The organism is Nocardia sp. NPDC050712, from assembly GCF_040654295.1.
Lineage (GTDB): Bacteria > Actinomycetota > Actinomycetes > Mycobacteriales > Mycobacteriaceae > Nocardia.
This window is the reverse complement of the sequence record NZ_JBFAHT010000006.1, coordinates 260,029-279,551: the sequence shown is the minus strand read 5'-3', so window position 1 is coordinate 279,551 and position 19,523 is coordinate 260,029. Positions and strand designations below refer to the sequence as shown.

Genomic DNA, 19,523 nt, shown 5'->3' with positions numbered 1-19,523 from the left:
CCTACCGCCCATGCGCCAGCAGTTTGTACTGTGCGGCCATCTTCTGGTTCATATCCTGCGGTTGATCTGCCTCTACCTCGGCCACCAGGTGGGCGTAGGTGAGGTAGCAGACGAATTGGGAGCGGGTTCTGCTCTTGTAGCACTTGGCCTCCGGCAGGCCGGGTGGGCTGTCGTAGGGGTAGTGCGTGGTCGGGTAGTCCGTGGTGAGCGCGGCCATGAGGCGTTCCGCGGCTGCCGGGCCGCCAGTGCGGTAGACCTGGGAGCCGGCGGTGGCGATGAGATCGACTCCGGCGTCCGCGTAGGCGCGCTGCATGAGGTCGGGGCGGCTGCGCAGGTGCAGTTCGGCGGCGATCGGGTAGACGCCGGTCCGGTCCTCGTAGGTGCCGGGGTTGGTCGTGGGCAGGGTGCGGGCCAGGAGGCCTTCGGGGTCGACGGGGACTTCGGCGAGTTTGTCGGGTGCGGTGGGGGTGTAGCCCCGCAGCAGGTCGAATTGCTTGTCGAGTGTTCGCTTGGCGAAGTCCAGCAGGGGTGCGGAGTCGGGTGGGGTGGCGAGCGGGTTGCCGACGTAGAGCTGCACCAGGAAATCGCCCCGGGGGAACCAGGTTTCGACAGCGTCGTAGTGGCTCAGGAAGGTCTGGCCGGGGTAACCGGGGATCTCCAGGGGGCCTTTGGGCGGGTACTTCCGGTGAGCTTCCGCGGCGAGGACGCGGGCTGCGCCGGCTGCCAGCTCGGGGGTGGTGAAGCGCAGGAGCGCGAGTTCGACGTTCAGTCCCAGCCGGCTTTCCGCGCGTCGTGAGCCGGCGGTGCGCCAGCCGGCGACGAGGCCCGGCACCAGCTCGGTGAAGTTGTCGGCGGGCGTCACCCAGGTGACCGGCGGATGCTGAGGGGTGATCCTGCCGGAGACGCCGATGCGTCCGTGGACCAAGCGGCTGTCCAGGTCGGTGATCAGGGGGACGAAACTGCCGAGTTCGATGGCCTCCTGGATCGCGCCGGTCTCGGCGGTTCGTTCCTTGTCCACCGCGCGGGGTGCGGTCGGGTAGTTGCCGGCGTCCAGCTTCGCCGGATCGGCGCTGTCCGAGGATTCGCTGCCACCGCAGCCGACGGCGAGCAGTGCGATGGTCGTCAGCACGGCCGATGCGGTGCGAATGCGTTGATCGGAGTGGGTCATTCGCTCTTGGCCAGGATCGAGTACTGCGCGACCGCACGCTGATACAGCGTGGCGTCCAGCGCTCCGCCCGGCTTGCCACGGGAGCCGACGGCCGCGACGTATCTGCCGTAGACCACCGCGCACAGATACCGGATGTCCTGCGGTGGTGCGCTCGCGTCGAACCGCACGCAGCCGGCATCGGTGACGCCGGGCGGCGCGGGGATGGCCTCGTCCCGGGGGCCGAGCTTGGTCAAGGCGCGCTGCAATCGAAAGGCGCTCGCGAGATCGTTTGTCCGGTAGACGATTCCGCTGTTCCGGGCGACCAGGTCGACGCCGGTGTCCGCGTAGGCCTGACGCAGGCCGACGCTGTCACGTTCGTAATGCAGATGCGCCGCCGGGCCGAATACGCCGACGGTCTCCTGCGGCACGTCCAGATCGTCGGCCTTGAACAGGGTAGGCAGGACGCGGCGCATGATGGCGTCGGGGTTGGTCGGCAGGTCGAGGATATCGTCGACCGGGGTGGGCGTCAGCTTGTCGAGTTCGGGGCTTTGCAGCTCTAGCACCTTCTGGAACTGGGGCGCAGGACCATTGGCGTCGGAGTGGGTGGACATCGCGATCGTCACGAACGGTCCACGGGCAATGTAGAGATAGCCTTTTCGATCGCTCTCGGCCACCGACGCGTGCGCCAGCGGGTTACTCGGAACGGCGACCGGGTGGCGGTCGGGCTTGAATTCACCGGTAGCCGTGTCTAATTCGGCGGCGGCCGTCTGCGCCATGGCCGCGGTTGGAAACCGGAGTATCCCTACCGCGAGACCTTTCAGTGCCCGCGGATCGCCGTTGGAGCGGATCGTCATGGCGCCGGCGATCAGATAGTTGCGCTCCAGCACCGGCTGGAACTGCGGCGGCAGGTTGGCGCCGTATTCGCTGTACATGCCAGGGGTGCCCACGACGAGCAGGTGGGTGCCGACCAGGTCGGTCAGCGCACCGTCCACCGTGTCGGGCGCGACGAGAGACCCCAGCATCCGCCGGGATTCGATCTGGAAGACCGCGAGCTTGTCCTCGGCCTCGGGCACCTGATCGACCGGTTTCGCCTCGAACGCACCGATATTCAGCCGGCTCAGGTCAACCGGGGTCATCACAGGCAGCGCCTGACCGGGTATCGAGGACGCACAGCCGGACAGCAGTAGGACCAGCGCTGCTCCCCAGAACCGCCCGCCCGCCCGCAATCCGCTCGGCACGCCGTTCCTCCCCGGTACTTCGTTCAGCTGCCGCGATACTACTGGACCCCCGCTTTCAGCACCGGCAGTAATTTGCTGAGCAGCACCTGGTCGGAGTCCGCGGACCAGTACCGGAGCGCGTTGACCGCCTGTGCGTCATCGATGACCAGGACGTTCGCCTTGGTGCTGAGCAGCGCGTGCGGCAAGCCGAGCAGCCCGCCGCCGCCGGCTCGGGCGTCGCTGCGCACGGCGAGGATGTAGCCGTTGGTGACCGCGTTGAAGGCGGTATAGGTCTGATCCTTCGCGACCGCGCGCAGCGTCGTTTCGTCCCGCTTCGGGGCGAAGTTCTCGTTGTAGACGAAGCCGAGTTCGCTCAGGAACGTGGTCGATTTGCCGCCCGCGAGGAAGATCGCCATATCGGGTTCGTCCTCGCGCCCGGTGCCGGTGATGTTGACCATCAGGATCGGTTTACCCGCGAACTTCGGATTGTCGCTGCGCGCTTGTTCTTTCGGCGGCAGCGTCGCGGTGGGTTTCGTGGACGTGGCGGCCACGGGAGCGCCACCGGAGTCGTCGCGGCCGGCGAACCAGACGCCGCCGGCGATCGCGAGGGCGACCACGACGGCTGCCGCGGCGACAGCGATCCAGCGCGATGGTGCGCGGGTTCGGCTGGGCGACACCTGTGCCGAGGTCCATCGGTCGGTGGGCGGAGCGAAGGAGTGCTGGGGCGCGCCGGCCTGAATCGGGTAGGTGGGGGAGGTGTGCGGCGGTGCCTCGCCGCCGAGGGCCCGGGCGGCGGCGTCGGTGAATTCCCGGCAGGTGGCATATCTTTCGGCCGGATTCTTCGCCATGGCCCGGGCGAAGACCTGGTCCAGGGTGGCGGGCAGTCCCGGATTCACGGCACTGGCGCGCGGCGGCGGTTGTTGCAGGTGGCCCATCATCACCATCGCCGGTTGCGCACCCGGGAAGGGGTTCTGGCCGGTGAGCAGCTTGTACAGCGAGCAGGCCAGGCTGTAGATGTCCGAGCGCGGATCCAGTCGCTCACCGGACAATTGCTCCGGCGAGGCATAGGCGATGGTGGCCAGGAAGGTGCCGGTCTGGGTGAGTTCGTTGGCGTCGTCGGAGGATTTCGCCACGCCGAAGTCGGTGAGCAGCACGCGCTCTTCGTCGTCGTCCTCCTGCGAGAGCAGAAAGTTCGCGGGCTTGATATCGCGGTGCAGCAACCCTTTTCGGTGGGCGTAGTCCAGGCCGCGGCCCACCTCGGTGATGATCCGCAGCGCGCGAACGGGATTCATCGACCGCGGGTCGCGCTCGAGTACGGCGGCCACGTCGGTGCCGCGCACGTACTGCATGGCGATCCACAGCCGCCCGTGTTCCTCGCCGCGGTTGTACACCGAGACGATATTCGGATGATCCAGTCCCGCCGCGAGATTGGCCTCCCGCTCGAACCGGGCCCGGAATTCGTCATCCGCGGTGTGCTCGGTGCTGAGCACCTTGATGGCGTCGGTGCGGGGCAGGCTGGGATGCTGGGCCAGGTAGACCGTGCCCATCCCGCCGGCACCGAGTACCCGCTCGATCCGATAGCCGCCGACGATGGTGCCCGGGCGCATGGGTTCTCCTCAGCTGTTCGCGAACAGCGCGTACTGCGCGGCTGCTCGCTGGTGCACGTCATCGATCTTGGCGGCGCTGACGAATCCGACGTACTCGTGGTAGGCCACGACGCAGGTGTAATGGCCGTTCCGGAACCTCGGTTCCTTGGTTTCCGCGCAGGCCGCGTCGGGAACATTCGCGGGGGCCGCCGCCACGCGTACCTTTTCGTACGGCACGGTCAGGTCGGCGACGATCTTCCGGGCCGTCGCGGCATCGGGAGTGCGGGCCACCATCGCGTCCTCGTGAACTCCCAAGGCGTCCGAATCGAGCGCGGCCAGACTGGTTTTGGCGACTTCCCGGTTCTTGGCGAAGTGCAGCATGCCCTGACGGCCGGTGACGATCCGGCGCGAGGTGTAGCTCGGGCGCGGTGTGGAGTTGTCGAAATTCAGGATCCGGCTGGACAGATGGTCCGGATCCCAGCGCAGCTGAAACACGTCGATCAGCGGGATCGGCTGGAAGCGGTCCAGCATCGGCAGCTGCGTGTCGTAGGACTTCTCGGCTAGTGCGGTCAGCGCGCCCAGGTTCGCTTCCGGAGTGGAAACGAGGAACGCGACGACGAACGAGCCGTGCGTTTGCAGAGTGCGCAGGAACGGTGTTCCTGGACGCCAATAAGATTGGGCACCAGCGTATTTCGACAGCGGCACAGCCTGATTGTCCGGGTTCGCGGCCAGGTCCGTGTCGTAGAACTCGGTCGCGGCCAGCTTCGCGCGCTCGGCATCCGGGAACTGCATGATCATGGAAACGATGATCGTCTCGTCGGCGGTGGACTTCGTGGCCCAGTCGTCGGCGCCGACTTGCAGGCCGAAGGTCTTGTCGGAGCCGTTCGACACCAGTCCGTAGGCCAGCTTGTGGCGCTCGGCGATCGGCTGCAGATCCGCGCGGCGCCCGAGGGCGTCCGGTAGCGTCCCGGTGCTGATGGCAGACGGCCAGTAGCCGGTCTTCAGTCGTGGGTCGATGTCGTAGGCGGTTGCCACATGGTCGGCCAGCCGCATGGCGGCGATTTCGCGTTTGACACCGAAGGACGGGACATAGTCGTCGTTGTGCGCGTGATACGGCTCGGTCGAGTATTTGCCGACATTCAGCGTGCGGACATCGATTTCGCCGGGAGCCGAAGTACCGGCGATCGTCGAACCGCACGCGCTGAGCACCGCCGCCAGCGCGAGGACTGCTGTCGCGGTCGCGCCGCGTCGCATTCGAGTGCTCATTTCGCGTTCACCAGCAGTGCGTACTGCGCCGAAATCCGCTGCTGCGCATCGCGCAACTGATCGGACCAGACCAGCGCGGTATAGCGGTCGTAGGCCACCGAGCAGTAGAAGCGGATCGCGAATCTGTCCTTGCCCAGGTATTCCTTGCATTTGGCCTGCGGCAGATTCGCCGGTGTGGCGACGCTGCGGAATCGCTTGTCCAATGTGGTCTGCTCCGTGAACAGTTGCAGGGCGGCTGCCCGATCCCGCGCCCGGTAGACATAGGCTTGGTCCTGGGCGTAGCGGTCGACTCCCGCGGCCTCCCAGGCGGGCCGCGCTTCGAGCGGTTCCCCGCTGAAGTGCAATCCGGCCAGACCGGTGAACGCGCCCGGAGGATTGTTGGCGAATTCCTCGTTGATCCGCGGCAGGGTCCGGCCGAGCATGCCGTCGATATCGACGGGCAGGGACATCAGCTGGTCGGAAGGTGTCGGCGTGAATTTCGCGACGGCGGGCACGATGGAGTCCAGGCTCTTCTGCACCAGATTCAGCAATTCGGCCTGATCCACTACCTCGGCGGTAATCCGCAGATAGTCGAACACCCAGCTGTAGACGACCAGCTTTCCGGTCGCGAACCAGGAGCCGATGGACTGCTTGGTGGGAATCCAATGCGCCTTGGCCGCCGGATATTTCGGGATCTCCACCGGCACGTTCTGATCGGAGTAGCCACGGTCGGACAATTCCAGCGCGACCGCCATCTCGGCGGCCTTCTGCTCGTCCGGGAACACCATGACCACGTTCATCAGGTCGACGCCCTGGATTTCCCGATCGGTGGTGCCGCCGCTGGCGAAACCGGTGATGAAATCCGGTGCGACCTCGGCGAATTTGTCCAGCTTGATGGCATCGCTCAGGTCGGAGTGCTTCGGATCGTAGAACACGCGCGAGGTGAGCTTGTGCCCGAACGCGAAGCGCGGATCGATGGTCGAGGTGAGCGGAAGGACGTTCGCCAGCCGCTCGGCTTCGATGATCTTCGCCTGCTCGAGCGACTTGACCGTGCCGTAGTCGCGCGGTGCGGTCGGGTGATTGCCCACGTCGAGCGTGCTCAGATCGACCACCGGCTCCGGCGGCAAGGCGGCCGCCGCCGGTTGCTCTGATCCGCACGCACCAGCGCCGAGCGTCACCGCCAGCACGGCACTCGCGACCCGAATAGCTTTCCACCCCATGCCGAAACGCATGCTTCCCCTCCGCAGAACCAACTCCCGCGGAGGATGCTACAGGCGACCAAACGGTCTGTGCCAGTGGGTGGTTTACCTACAGGCTGTTGGCGAGCAGGGCGTACTGTGCGGCCACCTTCTGTCGCACATCCGGCTCTTTGTCGCTGGTCACCAGGCCCACGTACCGCTTGTACTGCACATAGCAGCGGTACTTGTAGTCGCGCTCGGAATCGCCTTTGCTGTTGAGCCGCAAGCACTTCGCGCCCGGGACGTCATCGGGTGCGCTGATCGAGTCGAACTTGTCGCCCGCCTCGGTGATCAGGCCGGGGATCAGCTGCTGCGCGGCCGCCTCGTCACGCGCCCGGAACACCGAACTGGCCGAAACGTGCGCGGTCTTGTCGACGCCCGTCGACTCCAGCAGTTTGATGGCGCGGCCTTCGTCCTCGGAATCGTGGACGAAATGGTTCGGCCCGTAAGCGGCGAACTTCTGCGGATCGGGCTCGTGTTCCTTGCGTTCCTGCACGGCTACGCGCGCCAGCATCCCGTCGGGATCGACGTTGAGCGAGTCGAGCTTGTCGGCGGGAGTGGGCTGGAAAGTGTCCAGCACCGAGGTCTGCACGGCGAGGGTCTTGTCCACCCAGCTGATCAGGTCGGTGCTGTCGGCCCGGGGACGCGCGACGAACAGCGAGATCACGAAGCTCTTGTAGGCATGGAAGGCACCGACATTGGCGACACCCGGACGCCAATGCAGAAACGCGTCCGGATATTTGGTGGACAGCAGCTTGCGGTTGTCGGGGGAGACGCTGATATCGGCGTCCTCGAGTTCCTTGGCCGCGGACTTGGCGGCGGACTCGTCCGGGAAACGCAGCACCACCGTGGTGATGGCGGTGGTGCCCGAGGCCGGCCGGGTCGAGCCGTCCGGGTCGGCCTGATCGGCGCCGCTCGCGGCGTAACCCGCCACCATTTTCCGCTTCTCGAGGATCGGAGCCGAGACGTTCGCCAAGAAGTCGACCGCGGTGTCGATATCGGTGAACACGGTATTGCCGCGGCCGTGGATGAGCGAGGGATCGATTTTCACCGTCGGTGGCACGGCATCGGCCATCCGGATACCTTCCAGCACCGCGCCCTTGCCGCTCGAATTCTGCTCGTATTTGTGCCGGTCCACCGGGTAGGGCCCGACTTCCAGCGTGCGAACATCGAGCTCGCCCGCGGTGGGGCTGCCCGCTACTCCGCTGCACGCGGTGAGCATCCCCGCCACCAGCAGGCACGCCGCACCGACCGCGACCCGCGACATCCGAACCATGACAGGCCCCTCGTTCCTCCCGTATGTGCCTCTCGAAGTTACCGGAAAACCGCCCCTCCGAGCGACCGAAATGTCTGCTGGCTAGCGCCGCCGACCGGGGCCGCCGAGGTTTGTTCTCCCGGGGCCGCCGCGGGCCACTACCCTGTGTGACATGACCGCGATCCAAAACCCAGTTCTCGGCGGAGGCCGATTCCGGTGAAGGATCAGCAGGTCGAGGTGGTCGCGGGCACGCACGCCGTGGCCCGGGTCGGGGGTGCGCTGGTGGTTGTCGCGCATCGTGAGCCGGATCGGCCGACCCCGGAATCGACCGCCGTCCGGGCCTTGGAATCGCTGGCCGAGCTGGTTCGGGAGGCCGCCGGGCAGGCACCGCGCGGGCCGGGTGCGCTGGTGGCTCGCCAGGCCACGCGATGGTTGATGAAGCACGCCGAGCGGATCAGCCCGGGGGTGCCCATCGATTTCGGCATCCTGTCCGCGGCCGAGCACGGCGGTGTGGCCATCTTCCTGCACGGCAACGTCACCGCGATCTTGGCCGGCGTCGCGGGTGTGGAGCAGTTCCGGGGCAGTGACGCCGCGTTCACGGTCGACCGGGTCGCGGCGTTGCCGGCGCGCGCCATCGCGCTGTTCGCCGACGACGCCCCGGGTGTGGCGCCGGAGTTGCCCGCCGAGCGCGGCATCGGCCGGCTCGTCGAAGGTGTCGCGCAGGGCGCCGGGGCGGTGGTCTGGACCGACGGGGCCCGGTCCGTTCCCGCGGAAACTCCTGTCGACCAGCCTTATCCGCTGCCGACCGCGCGCATCGACCCCGAACCCCGGGAGCCGCAAGCGCATTCGGAAACCTCGGTGCACGACCAGGATCCACACCACGCGCTGACCGAGCAGGGCGATCTGGAAGCCGGCGGCACCAACCCGGCCCCGCTGCCGGATCCCGACCTGCAGGCGCGCCTGGAGGCCACCGCGAAAGCCACGACGCTGGTCGTCAAGGTGCGCGGATTCAAATGCGCCCGAGCGCATCCCAGCGATCCGCGCTCGGCCTTCTGCACGGTGTGCGGGATGCCGGTCGATCAGACCCAGCCGATCGCCGAGGTGGTCCGCCCGCCGCTGGGCATGCTGGTCCTCGACGACGGCATGACCTACATGCTCGCCGCCGACGCGGTACTCGGCCGGGACCCGGAACACTCCGAGGCGGCCCAGCATCGCGGGCTGGTCCCGCTGAAAGTGGACGACACCTCCGGCGGCATGTCCCGCGCGCACGCCGAACTACACCTGGTGAATTGGGATGTGGCACTGGTGGATCGAGGCTCCACCAACGGCACCCGCACCCGCCTGCCCGGCTACCGCGACTGGATCCGGCTCACCCCGAACCAGCCCATGGTCCTGGTGCCGGGCACCGAGGTGATGATCGGAAACCGGGTGCTGCGCTTCGAAGCCGCGGCCCCGCCACCCTTCGGATAGTTACGAATACCGGGACATGCAGGTGTTCTCGCCGTAGAGCACGCCCGCTCGGAACGCGTCGACGCGGGAGAACCCGCTCGGCACCGTCTGCCCCCGGGAATCGCTGGCCGCCAGGCCGTCGGTGAGCAAGCCCGACACCGCCTCGTCCAGATCGCCTGCGGCCAAGGCGATATCGCCCTGCTCGCGAGAACGGCTCGGGTCCGCCAGCTGCCCGGTCACCACGCCGGCCAGACAGGCCGCCCGCAATCCGGTTTTCGCACCGGTCAGCGACTGGCCGTGCGCTTTCTGCACCGCGAGCGCGTAGCGCGCGATGAACACCACGTAGCCGTTGTAGTCACCGTTCACCTTGAGCGGGAGCGGGTTTTCCTCTTCATCGTCGCTGCGGGTGCCGCGTTTGGCCAGCTCGGGAATGTCGGTGGCGATGAGATTCTTTGCCGGGCAATATGACACCGGGTTGGTGGTGGTGCCGTCCTTGCACTCGATCTTGGCTGTCGAATAGTCGTAGGTGGGCGCCTTGTCGATCGGCAGGATCGAGGCCAGCGCCTTGCTGAGCTCGACCAGCGTCTCCTTGTTCACCGGATACTCGCCGGATTGACCGCCGAAGGTCTGCGGCAGATTGCCACGCCGCGAGGTGATTTCATCGGCGTCGATGCGCTTGCAGGAGGCCGGGCCGTCGGTGAAACCGATCTGCACGGCGGTCACCCGCTCGAAGGCCGAGCCGTGCACGCTTTCCGGATCGTCGGGGTTGGAATCGCGGATCGCCACGGTCGCGGCGAGCACCTTGTTCAGGCCGTCGGAGGTGTTGATGGTGAAGTGCTTGGCCTTGCCCTCGGCCACATGGCGGATGAAGGCGCCCGCGAAGCAGTCGGCCTGCTGCTCCTTGACGATCACCGGATCCTTGGTGCCGACGATCTTGGACATGGTCTGGATGGCGTGCCCGTATTCGTGCGCCAGCACCATGACCACCGACATCTTGTCGAAGGTCTCGACCATGGTGGGCAGCAGCACCGAACGGTCCCAGCCGATGGAGTTGTCCAGGCGGCAGTAGGCGGCGTTCACCAGCCGGTAGGTGGTGTCCTTACAGAACTCCGGCGCCTGCGCGCGTGGGGATTTCGCACTCCAGGACATCAGCTTGTCGACGGGGGCGAAGTCGCCGTCGAAGAACTTCTTGTACTCCGCGCCCCAGTAGGTCTGGATGTCGTCGACCGCGTTCAGCGCGAGCTTGTCGATCTCGCCGCCGTCACCGTTGGTCGCTTGCAAAGAGGTGTCCGCCACGCCTTGGCGGGGGCCGCTTGGACCCTGTGTGGTGGGGAGCCCGGCGACCTTGAACGGGTCGTCGTAAACCGATACCGCGCGCCCGTCCACCGAGCGGGTACAACCGGCCAGCAAGGCAATCGCGCAGAGCAGAACCGTAACGACTGCGGTTACTGGAAGTTTCGGCAAGGCTCCCCCTAAGTCGGCCGGTCTCACTAACACAACGCTCACTTGTCATTCGCTTAACAACCGGTTGCAGGCGCGTCGGGGGCACCGCCGATGTCCGGGTGATGGCATAGTATCCGCTGCATGTCTTCACCGGGGGCGCAGACCATCACCGTGCGCCATGATGGAACCGAACGGGTCTTCGATTCCGCGCAGAAAATCACCATGGGCCGGGCGCCCGAGGTGACGTTGTACGTCAACAGTCCGCTGGTTTCCCGGGTGCACGCGACGCTCGCCTGGCAGGGGCACGGCTGGGTGCTCTCCGATAACGGCAGTACCAACGGTGTTTTCGTGGACGCGCGCCGGTTGAGTCAGCCGGTGACGATCGACCGTCCGACGCAGGTCCGCCTCGGCGACGCCATTACCGGGCCGCTGCTCAGTCTGACGCCCGGGCCGCGCCCGCAGGCGCGACCGCCACAGCCGCCGGCCCAGCCGCAGAGTTATCAGCCTCCGCCGCAGCAGCCGCACCGCCCGCCGCAGCCACCGCCATCACAGCCCCAGAATTATCAGCCTTCCCAAATGCAACACCGGCCGCAGCCACCTCAGCCGCCGCGCCCGCAACAGCCTTATCAGCAGTACCAGCCGCCACGCACGTATCAGCAACCGCAGCAACCGATTCCACCGCACCACCAGCCGGTGCCGCCGGTGTCCTACCAGCCGCCCTCGCCACCGCCGACCGGCGCCGAGCCCGAGCAGCCGAACTTCAACATGACGATGAAGGCGGACTTCAAGAGCCGCCCGATCGTTGCGCCCAAGCGTGCCAAGGCTTCCACCGAGCCGATCGCCAAGGCCGACCGGATTCCGCCCACCGGGCTGGGCATCGGCCGCACCACCGACAACCAGATCGTCGTCAACGATCCGCTCGCCTCGCGTAAGCACGCGCGTTTGGTGGCGCGCAAGGGCGAGCTGGTCATCGAGGATCTCGGCTCGGCCAACGGCACCTTCGTCAACGGCCACCGGCAGCAGAGCACGGTGCTGCGCGAGCTCGACGTGGTCACCATCGGCAACGTCGACTTCGAGGTGCAGGACGGCACCCTGGTCCACCGCAAGAAGGCGGCCGCCGAGCAGGGCCTGGCCGTGCACGGCGTCGGCTTCACGGTCGAGAACAACAAGCAGCTGCTCATCGACGTGAACATGCAGGCCGGTCCGGGGTCGCTGACCGCGCTGATCGGCCCGTCCGGCGCGGGCAAGTCGACGCTGGCCCGGTTGGTCGCGGGCGCCACCAATCCGTCCGTCGGCGTGGTCACCTTCGAGGGCCGCAGCCTGCACGGGGAATACGAGGCGCTGCGCTCCCGCATCGGCATGGTCCCGCAGGACGACGTGCTGCACCTCAAACTCACCGTGCGCCAAGCCCTGGGCTACGCCGCCGAACTGCGGCTGCCGCCCGACACCACCAAGGCCGATCGCCAGAAGGTGATCGACGGTGTGCTGAAAGAACTTTCGCTCACCGAGCACGCCGACACCCGGGTCGACCAGCTCTCCGGCGGTCAGCGCAAACGCGCGTCGGTGGCGATGGAGCTGCTCACCGGTCCGTCCCTGCTCATCCTCGACGAACCCACCTCCGGCCTGGATCCGGCGCTGGACCGTCAGGTCATGGTGATGCTGCGCGAGCTGGCCGACGCCGGCCGCGTCGTCATCGTGGTCACCCACTCGGTGGCCTGCCTGGACATGTGCGATCAGGTGCTGCTGCTCGCGCCCGGCGGCAAGACCGCGTTCTGCGGGCATCCGTCCGGAGTCGGCAGCGCGATGGGCACCAGCGACTGGGCCAAGATCTTCGGCGACGTCGCGGCCAATCCGGATCAGGCCTTCGCCGCCTACCGGTCCCGCCAGGCCGGTGCGCCGATGCCGCCGCCCCCGCCGGTGCAGCGCACCGGGCCGGCCGGGAAACCGCCGAAAACCAACTCCCGCAAACAGTTCTCGACGCTGGCGCGCCGGCAGATCCGGTTGATGTTCGCCGACCGCGTGTATTCGCTGTCGCTGCTGCTGATGCCGCTGATCGTCGGCCTGCTCACCCTGGCGGCCCCGGGCAGCAACGGATTCAAGAAGCCGGGGCTCGTAATGGACCCGGTGACCGGCAATTTCGTGGTGCCCAACAGCGGGGAGGCGCAGACACTGCTGTCGTTCCTCGTGATCGGCGGGTTCTTCATGGGTATGTCGCTGAGCGTGCGCGACCTGGTGGGGGAGCGGACGATCTTCCACCGCGAACGCGCGGTCGGGCTGTCCGCCTTCGCGTACCTGTGGGCGAAGATCCTGGTGTTCAGCGTCGCGGCGGCCTATCAGATCGCGGTCATGATCGGGATCGTGCTGCTGCTCAAGAACGCGCCGGAGGAAGGCGTCGTGATTCCGATGGGCGCGCTGGAGCTGTTCGCCGACCTCACCCTGCTCGCCATCACCAGCGTGGTGCTGGGCCTGCTCATCTCCTCGTTCGTGAAATCCAACGAGCAGATGATGGCCGGCCTGATCCTGGCGCTGGTCGTGCAGCTGGTGACCATGGGCTCGTTCATCCCGGTCACCGACCGGCCCGGGCTCGAGCAGGCCTCGTGGCTGTTCCCGTCGCGCTGGGGCTACTCGGCCAGCGCCGCGACGGTCGATCTGCGTGACCTGGTGATCTCGGCGAAACCGGACAAATTCTGGCAGCACGAGCCGCTGTGGTGGGGCATCGACATGGGCGCGCTCGTCGGCTTGGCGCTGATTCTGGCGTTGTTCACCTGGCGCCGGCTGCGGCTGAAGAAGACCGCCTCGTGAAATCGGTGGTTGACCTGGGCCCGGCGAGCATCGCGAGCGTTCGGTTCGGACAGCAGGCACACTTATGCCTGTGACAGTGCGTGTAGGGGCGGTACATCTCGGCTGGGATGTGGTGTCCGTAGCTGCGGGCGGCGGCGGAGTTCCGATCCGTCCCGTGCAGGTCGAAGGTACCTATACCCCGCCGGCTTATCTGCTGGCCGATGCTCAGGGGCGGTTGCACACCGCGGGGGTGGAACAGGCGCGCCCGGATCTGGGGCGCGCTATCGCCGACGTGCGCGATATCCTCGGGCACCCGCAGATCGTGGTCGCCGGAGCCACCTGGCCCGCCGAACTCGTCTTCCGGGCCCGGCTCTACAACCCGCTCGCCGCGATCGGCAAACACCTGCGCGGCAAGCCGGACGTGGTGGCGCTGCCCTATCCCGACCCGTGGCCGGACGAGAAGGTCGACGTCTACGCCGCCCTGGTCGAGCAGCTCGACGTCACGGTGGAACCGCTGCCGGAGAGCGTCGCGCTGTCCGGGTACGTGCGTGCCCTCGGCCTGGTGCGCCGCCCCGACGAGCGCAATCCGCGCGGTATCGGCGCCACGGGCGTCTACTCCGACGGCCGCACCATGCTGGTGGTCGCGGTGCACGGTGACGACGAGATGCCGACCGAATCGGTCGATGTTCCGGTCGACGCCGAAGCCATGCGCGATGCCCGCTCCGCCGACAACGTGGTGATCGAGGTGATGGCCGCGGCCCGCTCGATCGGCGCGGACACCTCGACCGTGCTGCTGTGCGGCAATGTCTGTTTCAACGACGCGCTGCGGCTGGCGTTCCAGAATCATCTGGGTCACCGGTTGCAGGTCGCCGATCATCCGATGCACGCGCTGGTGCTCGGGGCGACGCATCTGCTGGTCACCGACAACGAATCCGGGGAGCCGGAGTCCTCGGGCCGCCATGCCGAAGCGGCGCCGCCGCCTCCGCCGGTGCGCAGGGAGGTCCCGGCCGTGCCGCAGACCGCCGCACCCGTGGTGACCTACGGTCCCGGCTATCCCTCGACCGCGCCGGTGGACGCGCCGACCACCCGGGTCACCCGGGACGACCTGGTTCAGCAGGCCGCGCCGCCGGACGCCGGCGAGGTGGGCAGCCGGTTCACCCGTCCGCCCGCGACGCCGAGCCCGGCCGGTCCGCGCTCGCCGTATCCGCCGCCGCCGAGCCACGGGGCCCGCGAGCCCTGGGGTGATCCGGTGCACAGCGACGAGGACGAAGGGGAATCGGCGCAACCGCGCAAGGCCAAGCTCTGGGGTAAGACCAAGGGCAAGCTGTTCGGGGCGGGCGTCGCGGCCGGCGGGCTGCTGCTCGCGGTTACCGGTACGCCCGGCCAGGCCGGGCCCGCGCTGGCCGGTTGCTCGCAGACGCCCTACATCCTCAACGAGCAGCCGCCGGGCATCGCCACCGCGAACGAACGGCCGGCCGGCACCTGCGAGCCCGCCGATATCGACCACCTCCGCTACGTCCTCCCGGCGCCGCACGACGGCGTCGACCCAGGTCCTCCGGTGCGGATCTGACCCGATTCGGTGAATTGATGCCGGTCCGGTATCGTGGCTCGTTGGCGTGTGGACGTCTCAGATAGCGCTCTGCGAAGAGTGCGATTTGGGTCGACCACCGAGTCCTGGGTCTCCACCGGCCGCCGGGATACCTCGACCACACGCTGGCCGGCAACACCGACTACAGACAGGGAAGCACTGTGCCTACGTACAGCCCCAAGGCTGGTGACGTTACCCGCAAGTGGTACGTCATCGACGCCACTGACGTAGTGCTCGGCCGTCTTGCCGTGCAGGCCGCTGGCCTGCTGCGTGGCAAGAACAAGCCGACCTACGCGCCGAACTTCGATGGCGGCGACTTCGTCGTCATCATCAATGCTGACAAGGTTGCCATCTCCGGCAACAAGAAGCAGGACAAGCTGATCCACCACCACAGTGGCCACCCGGGCGGCCTCAAGAGCCGCACTGTCGGTCAGGTGTTGGAGTCGCGTCCGGACCGTCTCGTGGAGAAGGCCGTCAAGGGCATGATCCCGAAGAACAAGCTGGGCAACGCCATCGCCGGCAAGCTCAAGGTCTACGCGGGCCCGAACCACCCGCATGTAGCCCAGCAGCCCATTCCCTTCGAGATCAAGCAGGTGGCCCAGTGACCGCTCCTGAGGAATACACCGAAGAACTCACCACGGAGGTCGCCGATGGCGACGCCGTCGTGGAGGTCGTCGAAGAGGAATACGGCTACGACGACGCCGAGCCCGAAGCCTTCGCCCCCGTCCTGATCGACCGCCCGGTGCAGACCGTCGGCCGTCGTAAGGAAGCCGTCGTCCGCGTGCGACTGGTTCCCGGCTCCGGCAACTTCGTGCTCAACGGCCGCACCATCGAGGATTACTTCCCGAACAAGGTGCACCAGCAGCTGGTCAAGTCGCCGCTGGTCCTGGTCGAGCGCGCCGAGTCCTTCGACATCGTCGCCCTGCTGCACGGCGGCGGCCCCTCGGGTCAGGCCGGCGCGCTGCGTCTGGCCATCGCCCGTGCGCTGATCGAGGTCACCCCGGACGACCGTCCCGCCCTCAAGCGGGCCGGCTTCCTGACTCGTGACCCGCGTGCCGTCGAGCGTAAGAAGTACGGCCTCAAGAAGGCCCGTAAGGCGCCTCAGTACTCGAAGCGCTGATTTTGGCTTCGCCGGCCGCCGCTGTCCGTCACCCTGGTGGTGTCGGGGGCGGACCGGTCGGCGTGGCAGCTGTATGAGAGCAGGCTTCCAGCTTCGGCTGGTTGCCTGCTCTCGTGCTATATCCCGGGCAAAGCACTACTTACAGGGGCGACGAGGTTATGGGACGTTTGTTCGGCACCGACGGTGTTCGCGGGCTCGCCAATGAATCACTGAGTCCAGAACTGGCGCTGAAGGTTTCGGGTGCGGCAGCGCAGATCCTCGGCCGCGGCAAGAAGCGCGCGCTGGCCGTGGTCGGCCGCGATCCGCGGGCCTCCGGCGAGATGCTCGAAGCGGCCGTCGTCGCCGGGCTGACCGCCGCCGGAGTGAATGTGCTTCCGGTGGGCGTTCTTCCGACACCCGCCGTCGCCTACCTGACCGGCCTCTACGACGCGTGCCTCGGCGTGATGATCTCCGCCTCGCACAATCCCATGCCGGACAACGGAATCAAGATCTTCGCCGCGGGCGGACACAAGCTCGACGACACCGTCGAGGACCGCATCGAAGCGCTCATCGCCGAGAACAATCCGATCCGCCCGACCGCCGCGGGCATCGGCCGCGTCCTCAACGCCGCCGGCGCGCGCGATCACGGCCAGGCGATTCCCGACCAGTACAGCCTCGAGGGCACGCACGAGCGCTACGTCGAACACCTCGTCGAGGCGACCGGCGCCGACCTGTCCGGGCTGACCGTGGTGGTCGACTGCGCCCACGGCGCCGCCTCCGAGGTCGGCCCCGCCGCGCTGCGGGAAGCGGGCGCCTCCGTCATCGCGATCCACGCGGAACCCGACGGCCTCAACATCAACGACGGTTGCGGCTCAACGCATCTCGGCAAACTGCAGCAGGCGGTCCGCGAGCACGGCGCCGATCTCGGGCTGGGCTTCGACGGTGACGCCGACCGCTGCCTCGCCGTGGACGCCGCCGGCGCCGTCGTCGACGGCGACACCATCATGGCCATCATCGCGATCGCCATGAAGGAAGCCGGCACCCTGCGCGACGACACCCTCATCGCCACCGTGATGAGCAACCTCGGCCTGCACATCGCGATGCGCGAAGCCGGAATCACGGTGCGCACCACCGCTGTCGGCGACCGCTACGTCCTCGAAGAACTCCGTCGCGGCAACTACACCCTCGGCGGCGAACAGTCCGGGCACACGGTCCTGCCCGCGCACGGCACCACCGGCGACGGCATCCTCACCGGCCTGAAACTGATGGCCCGGATGGCCGAAACCGGCCGCCCCCTCGCCGATCTCGCCGCCGTCCTGCGCACCGTCCCCCAGGTTCTGGTCAATGTGCCGGTCACCGACAAGGCGCTTGTCGCCGCCGCACCCGAAGTCCAGGACGCCGTCGCCGAAGCCGAGGCCATTCTCGGCGATTCCGGCCGAATCCTGTTGCGGCCCAGCGGGACCGAGCAGCTTGTCCGGGTGATGGTCGAGGCCACCGATCCGGAGCGGGCCCAGCAGCTCGCGGATGATCTCGCGAAAAGGGTTGCCGCAGTCTGACGCTCCGCCGGTGCGCCGCCTATTTCGCGACGTCGCACCGGCGCACGGTGCCGAGCTTTACTCCGCTGCGGCGGGAATTCCAGCGCGCCTGCCACAGATCGCGCCAACCGGGCCATCCACCGTCGCTACCGCGGATCTGCACCAATCCGAAGATCAGCTCGCCGACGCTCGCGTGCACCCACTTCGGTAGCAGGATGAGGTTCCCACCGATGCCAACGATCGGTGCCAGCAGGGCCGCGTACGCGAACGGTTCCGGGTACTTCAGTACGTGCACGATCACCGGCACCAGCACCGCCATCGCGATCATCGATCCGAGGTGCAGCACGACATCGATCAGCAGGGCGCCGAGCAACCGCAGCCGGCGGGGCGACGGATATCTCGCATCGCCGTCGTCGCCATGGTATTCCGGCAGGAAATTGGGTGCCTGCTTCACCGTGAATGTGTCCCCCAGACTCATCGCGCCATCATGACACAGCCGCGAACGTAGGGCACATTGCCTGGACAGCCTCGAATACCGCCAAATGTGCTGTGGCCGGGCAATTCTCGCTAGTCCGGCTGAGAGTTATCCACAGGATTCCGGTTATCCACAGGTTTTGTGTTCGTGCAGGTCGCTGGAATCGAGCTCGGGTACGGGTGGGCGATGGTGGGTGCATGCGACCAGGGCTGGACGATGTGCGGGACAGGCAGTTCGGGGTGTTCACCTCGTGGCAGGTGCTGTGTGAGTACACGCGGGTGGAGATGCGGGGGTTTCTGGATCGGGGGGAGTGGGTGCGGGTGTTTCGCGGGGTGTATCGGGCGGCGGAGACGCCGTGCACGACGCGGATGCGGATCGAGGCGGCGCGGTTGCTACTGGGGTTGCCGTCGGTGACGGCGGGGTACGGCAGTGCGGCTGAGCTGCATGGGTTTTCGGTGGGTGCGGAGCCGGTTCATGTGTTCGGGGCGCGGTCGTCGCGGACCAAGCGGTTGATCGTGCACCACGATCGGGTGGATGATGCGGAGCTCGAGGTGGTGCAGGGAGTGGTGGTGACCAATCTCGTGCGGACGGTTGCCGATGTGGCGCGGACGGTGGAGTGGTCGATGGCGCTGGCGACGTTGAACGGCGCCCTACGCCAAGGTGTTTCGCGAGAGGCGCTGGTGGCCGAGCTGGGTCGTCATGAGCGCAGGCTCGGCTGGGGGCGAGCTGTCGAGTTGCTCGAATCGGCGGGCCGCGATGCTGCCGAGGCTCGGGAATGCGTCAGCCGGATCGATTTGCGAGCCGTCCGCTCGCGACCCAGGTGTGCGTCCGGGGAAAGCCGGCTCTATGCCGGATGATGCGGCGTTCAGAACTGGCAGGCGAGGAAGCCGGTGAACAGCACCAGGAAGCCGCCGACCTCGCCGATGATCAGGGCGATCATCGAGATGTGGGTGCCGGGGTTGCTGGTCTGGCCGTCGAATTGATTGGTGGTGTCCCGCAGCAGGCCGTGCACGATGTAGGACACGATGGCGGCGAGGAAGAAGATCAGGATCACGATGTCGGCGGCCAGGTTCACCGCGGTCGGCCAGGCGCTGAGTTCGGTGAACACCGCGAGCAGCAGCGTGGCGAACGAGTACAGCAGGCTGGCTCGGTGCGCGATGTCCACGTACACGTGTGCGGTGGCGTCCGGGGAGGTGCTGATCTGCTGGTATTTCCACACGCCGAGCACCAGCGCCAGGATGAACAGCAGACCGGCCGCCGCCAGTGTGATTCGAGTGTCGATGCCCAACTCGAATGCTGTAGCAGTCAGTTCTATCTGATTCATCGTGAGCTCCATGGGTCGCTTCGCTGCACTGTCGACAGACAGTAATCCGTTCTAGTTTCGTGGGGAAGTCCCAGGACTGAGGACTATGTGCTGATGTCTGGAGGAGATCCTGCCGCCCTGCGCCCGGCGGGGCGCGGGTCC

Annotated in this window: 16 protein-coding genes; 7 read left to right on the top strand and 9 right to left on the bottom strand. The window is 67.3% G+C overall.

Annotation, left to right across the window (positions count from 1 at the left end; genetic code table 11):
* Position 1: 1 nt before the first annotated feature.
* The 6 genes from AB0H76_RS36835 to AB0H76_RS36810 form a co-directional block, all read right to left on the bottom strand.
* Positions 2-1,129: a hypothetical protein gene (locus tag AB0H76_RS36835; RefSeq protein WP_357331944.1), complete on the bottom strand. Its 1,128-nt coding sequence runs from the start codon at positions 1,127-1,129 to the stop codon at positions 2-4.
* 35 nt (positions 1,130-1,164) lie between these two features.
* On the bottom strand, positions 1,165-2,385 hold the full coding sequence (locus AB0H76_RS36830; protein ID WP_357331942.1) for a hypothetical protein: 1,221 nt from the start codon (positions 2,383-2,385) through the stop codon (positions 1,165-1,167).
* A gap of 38 nt (positions 2,386-2,423) precedes the next feature.
* Positions 2,424-3,971 (bottom strand): protein kinase, encoded by a 1,548-nt coding sequence (locus AB0H76_RS36825; protein ID WP_357331941.1) that lies wholly within the window; start codon positions 3,969-3,971, stop codon positions 2,424-2,426.
* 9 nt (positions 3,972-3,980) lie between these two features.
* A complete protein-coding gene (locus AB0H76_RS36820; protein ID WP_357331939.1) occupies positions 3,981-5,216 on the bottom strand; it encodes a hypothetical protein in 1,236 nt (411 codons plus the stop codon).
* Positions 5,213-6,427, bottom strand: a complete 1,215-nt coding sequence (locus tag AB0H76_RS36815) for a hypothetical protein (protein ID WP_357331937.1) — start codon at positions 6,425-6,427, stop codon at positions 5,213-5,215. Before AB0H76_RS36815 ends, AB0H76_RS36820 begins: the two co-directional genes overlap by 4 nt.
* A gap of 76 nt (positions 6,428-6,503) precedes the next feature.
* The gene (locus AB0H76_RS36810) at positions 6,504-7,709 is read right to left on the bottom strand and encodes a hypothetical protein (protein ID WP_357331935.1); all 1,206 of its coding nucleotides are present in this window, start codon (positions 7,707-7,709) and stop codon (positions 6,504-6,506) included.
* A gap of 195 nt (positions 7,710-7,904) precedes the next feature.
* Between AB0H76_RS36810 and AB0H76_RS36805 the strand changes: the two genes are divergently transcribed.
* Positions 7,905-9,158 (top strand): FHA domain-containing protein, encoded by a 1,254-nt coding sequence (locus AB0H76_RS36805; RefSeq protein ID WP_357331933.1) that lies wholly within the window; start codon positions 7,905-7,907, stop codon positions 9,156-9,158.
* On the opposite strand, the gene AB0H76_RS36800 is transcribed toward AB0H76_RS36805, so the two are convergent.
* Positions 9,159-10,601 (bottom strand): metallopeptidase, encoded by a 1,443-nt coding sequence (locus AB0H76_RS36800; protein ID WP_357331931.1) that lies wholly within the window; start codon positions 10,599-10,601, stop codon positions 9,159-9,161.
* 120 nt (positions 10,602-10,721) lie between these two features.
* Here AB0H76_RS36800 and AB0H76_RS36795 point away from each other — a divergent pair, with 120 nt between their 5' ends.
* The 5 genes from AB0H76_RS36795 to glmM all read left to right on the top strand — a co-directional run bounded on the left by AB0H76_RS36795 (position 10,722) and on the right by glmM (position 17,604).
* Positions 10,722-13,382 (top strand): FHA domain-containing protein, encoded by a 2,661-nt coding sequence (locus AB0H76_RS36795; RefSeq protein ID WP_357331929.1) that lies wholly within the window; start codon positions 10,722-10,724, stop codon positions 13,380-13,382.
* Positions 13,383-13,446: 64 nt separating this feature from the next.
* Positions 13,447-14,931: a hypothetical protein gene (locus tag AB0H76_RS36790; protein WP_357331927.1), complete on the top strand. Its 1,485-nt coding sequence runs from the start codon at positions 13,447-13,449 to the stop codon at positions 14,929-14,931.
* A 179-nt stretch (positions 14,932-15,110) separates the two neighbouring features.
* Positions 15,111-15,554 carry a 50S ribosomal protein L13 gene (gene rplM / locus AB0H76_RS36785; protein WP_357331925.1) on the top strand — a complete coding sequence of 148 codons (444 nt, stop codon included), beginning with the start codon at positions 15,111-15,113 and terminating at the stop codon, positions 15,552-15,554.
* Positions 15,555-15,613: 59 nt separating this feature from the next.
* Positions 15,614-16,069, top strand: a complete 456-nt coding sequence (gene rpsI, locus AB0H76_RS36780) for a 30S ribosomal protein S9 (RefSeq protein ID WP_357332222.1) — start codon at positions 15,614-15,616, stop codon at positions 16,067-16,069.
* A 158-nt stretch (positions 16,070-16,227) separates the two neighbouring features.
* Positions 16,228-17,604, top strand: a complete 1,377-nt coding sequence (gene glmM / locus AB0H76_RS36775) for a phosphoglucosamine mutase (RefSeq protein WP_357331923.1) — start codon at positions 16,228-16,230, stop codon at positions 17,602-17,604.
* A gap of 19 nt (positions 17,605-17,623) precedes the next feature.
* Here glmM and AB0H76_RS36770 read toward each other — a convergent pair whose 3' ends face one another.
* Positions 17,624-18,061, bottom strand: a complete 438-nt coding sequence (locus tag AB0H76_RS36770; protein ID WP_357331921.1) for a hypothetical protein — start codon at positions 18,059-18,061, stop codon at positions 17,624-17,626.
* 194 nt (positions 18,062-18,255) lie between these two features.
* Between AB0H76_RS36770 and AB0H76_RS36765 the strand changes: the two genes are divergently transcribed.
* Complete coding sequence (locus tag AB0H76_RS36765; RefSeq protein WP_357331919.1) at positions 18,256-18,915, top strand: hypothetical protein; 660 nt, start codon at positions 18,256-18,258, stop codon at positions 18,913-18,915.
* 8 nt (positions 18,916-18,923) lie between these two features.
* Here AB0H76_RS36765 and AB0H76_RS36760 read toward each other — a convergent pair whose 3' ends face one another.
* Positions 18,924-19,382 carry a hypothetical protein gene (locus AB0H76_RS36760; RefSeq protein WP_357331918.1) on the bottom strand — a complete coding sequence of 153 codons (459 nt, stop codon included), beginning with the start codon at positions 19,380-19,382 and terminating at the stop codon, positions 18,924-18,926.
* Positions 19,383-19,523: the final 141 nt, after the last annotated feature.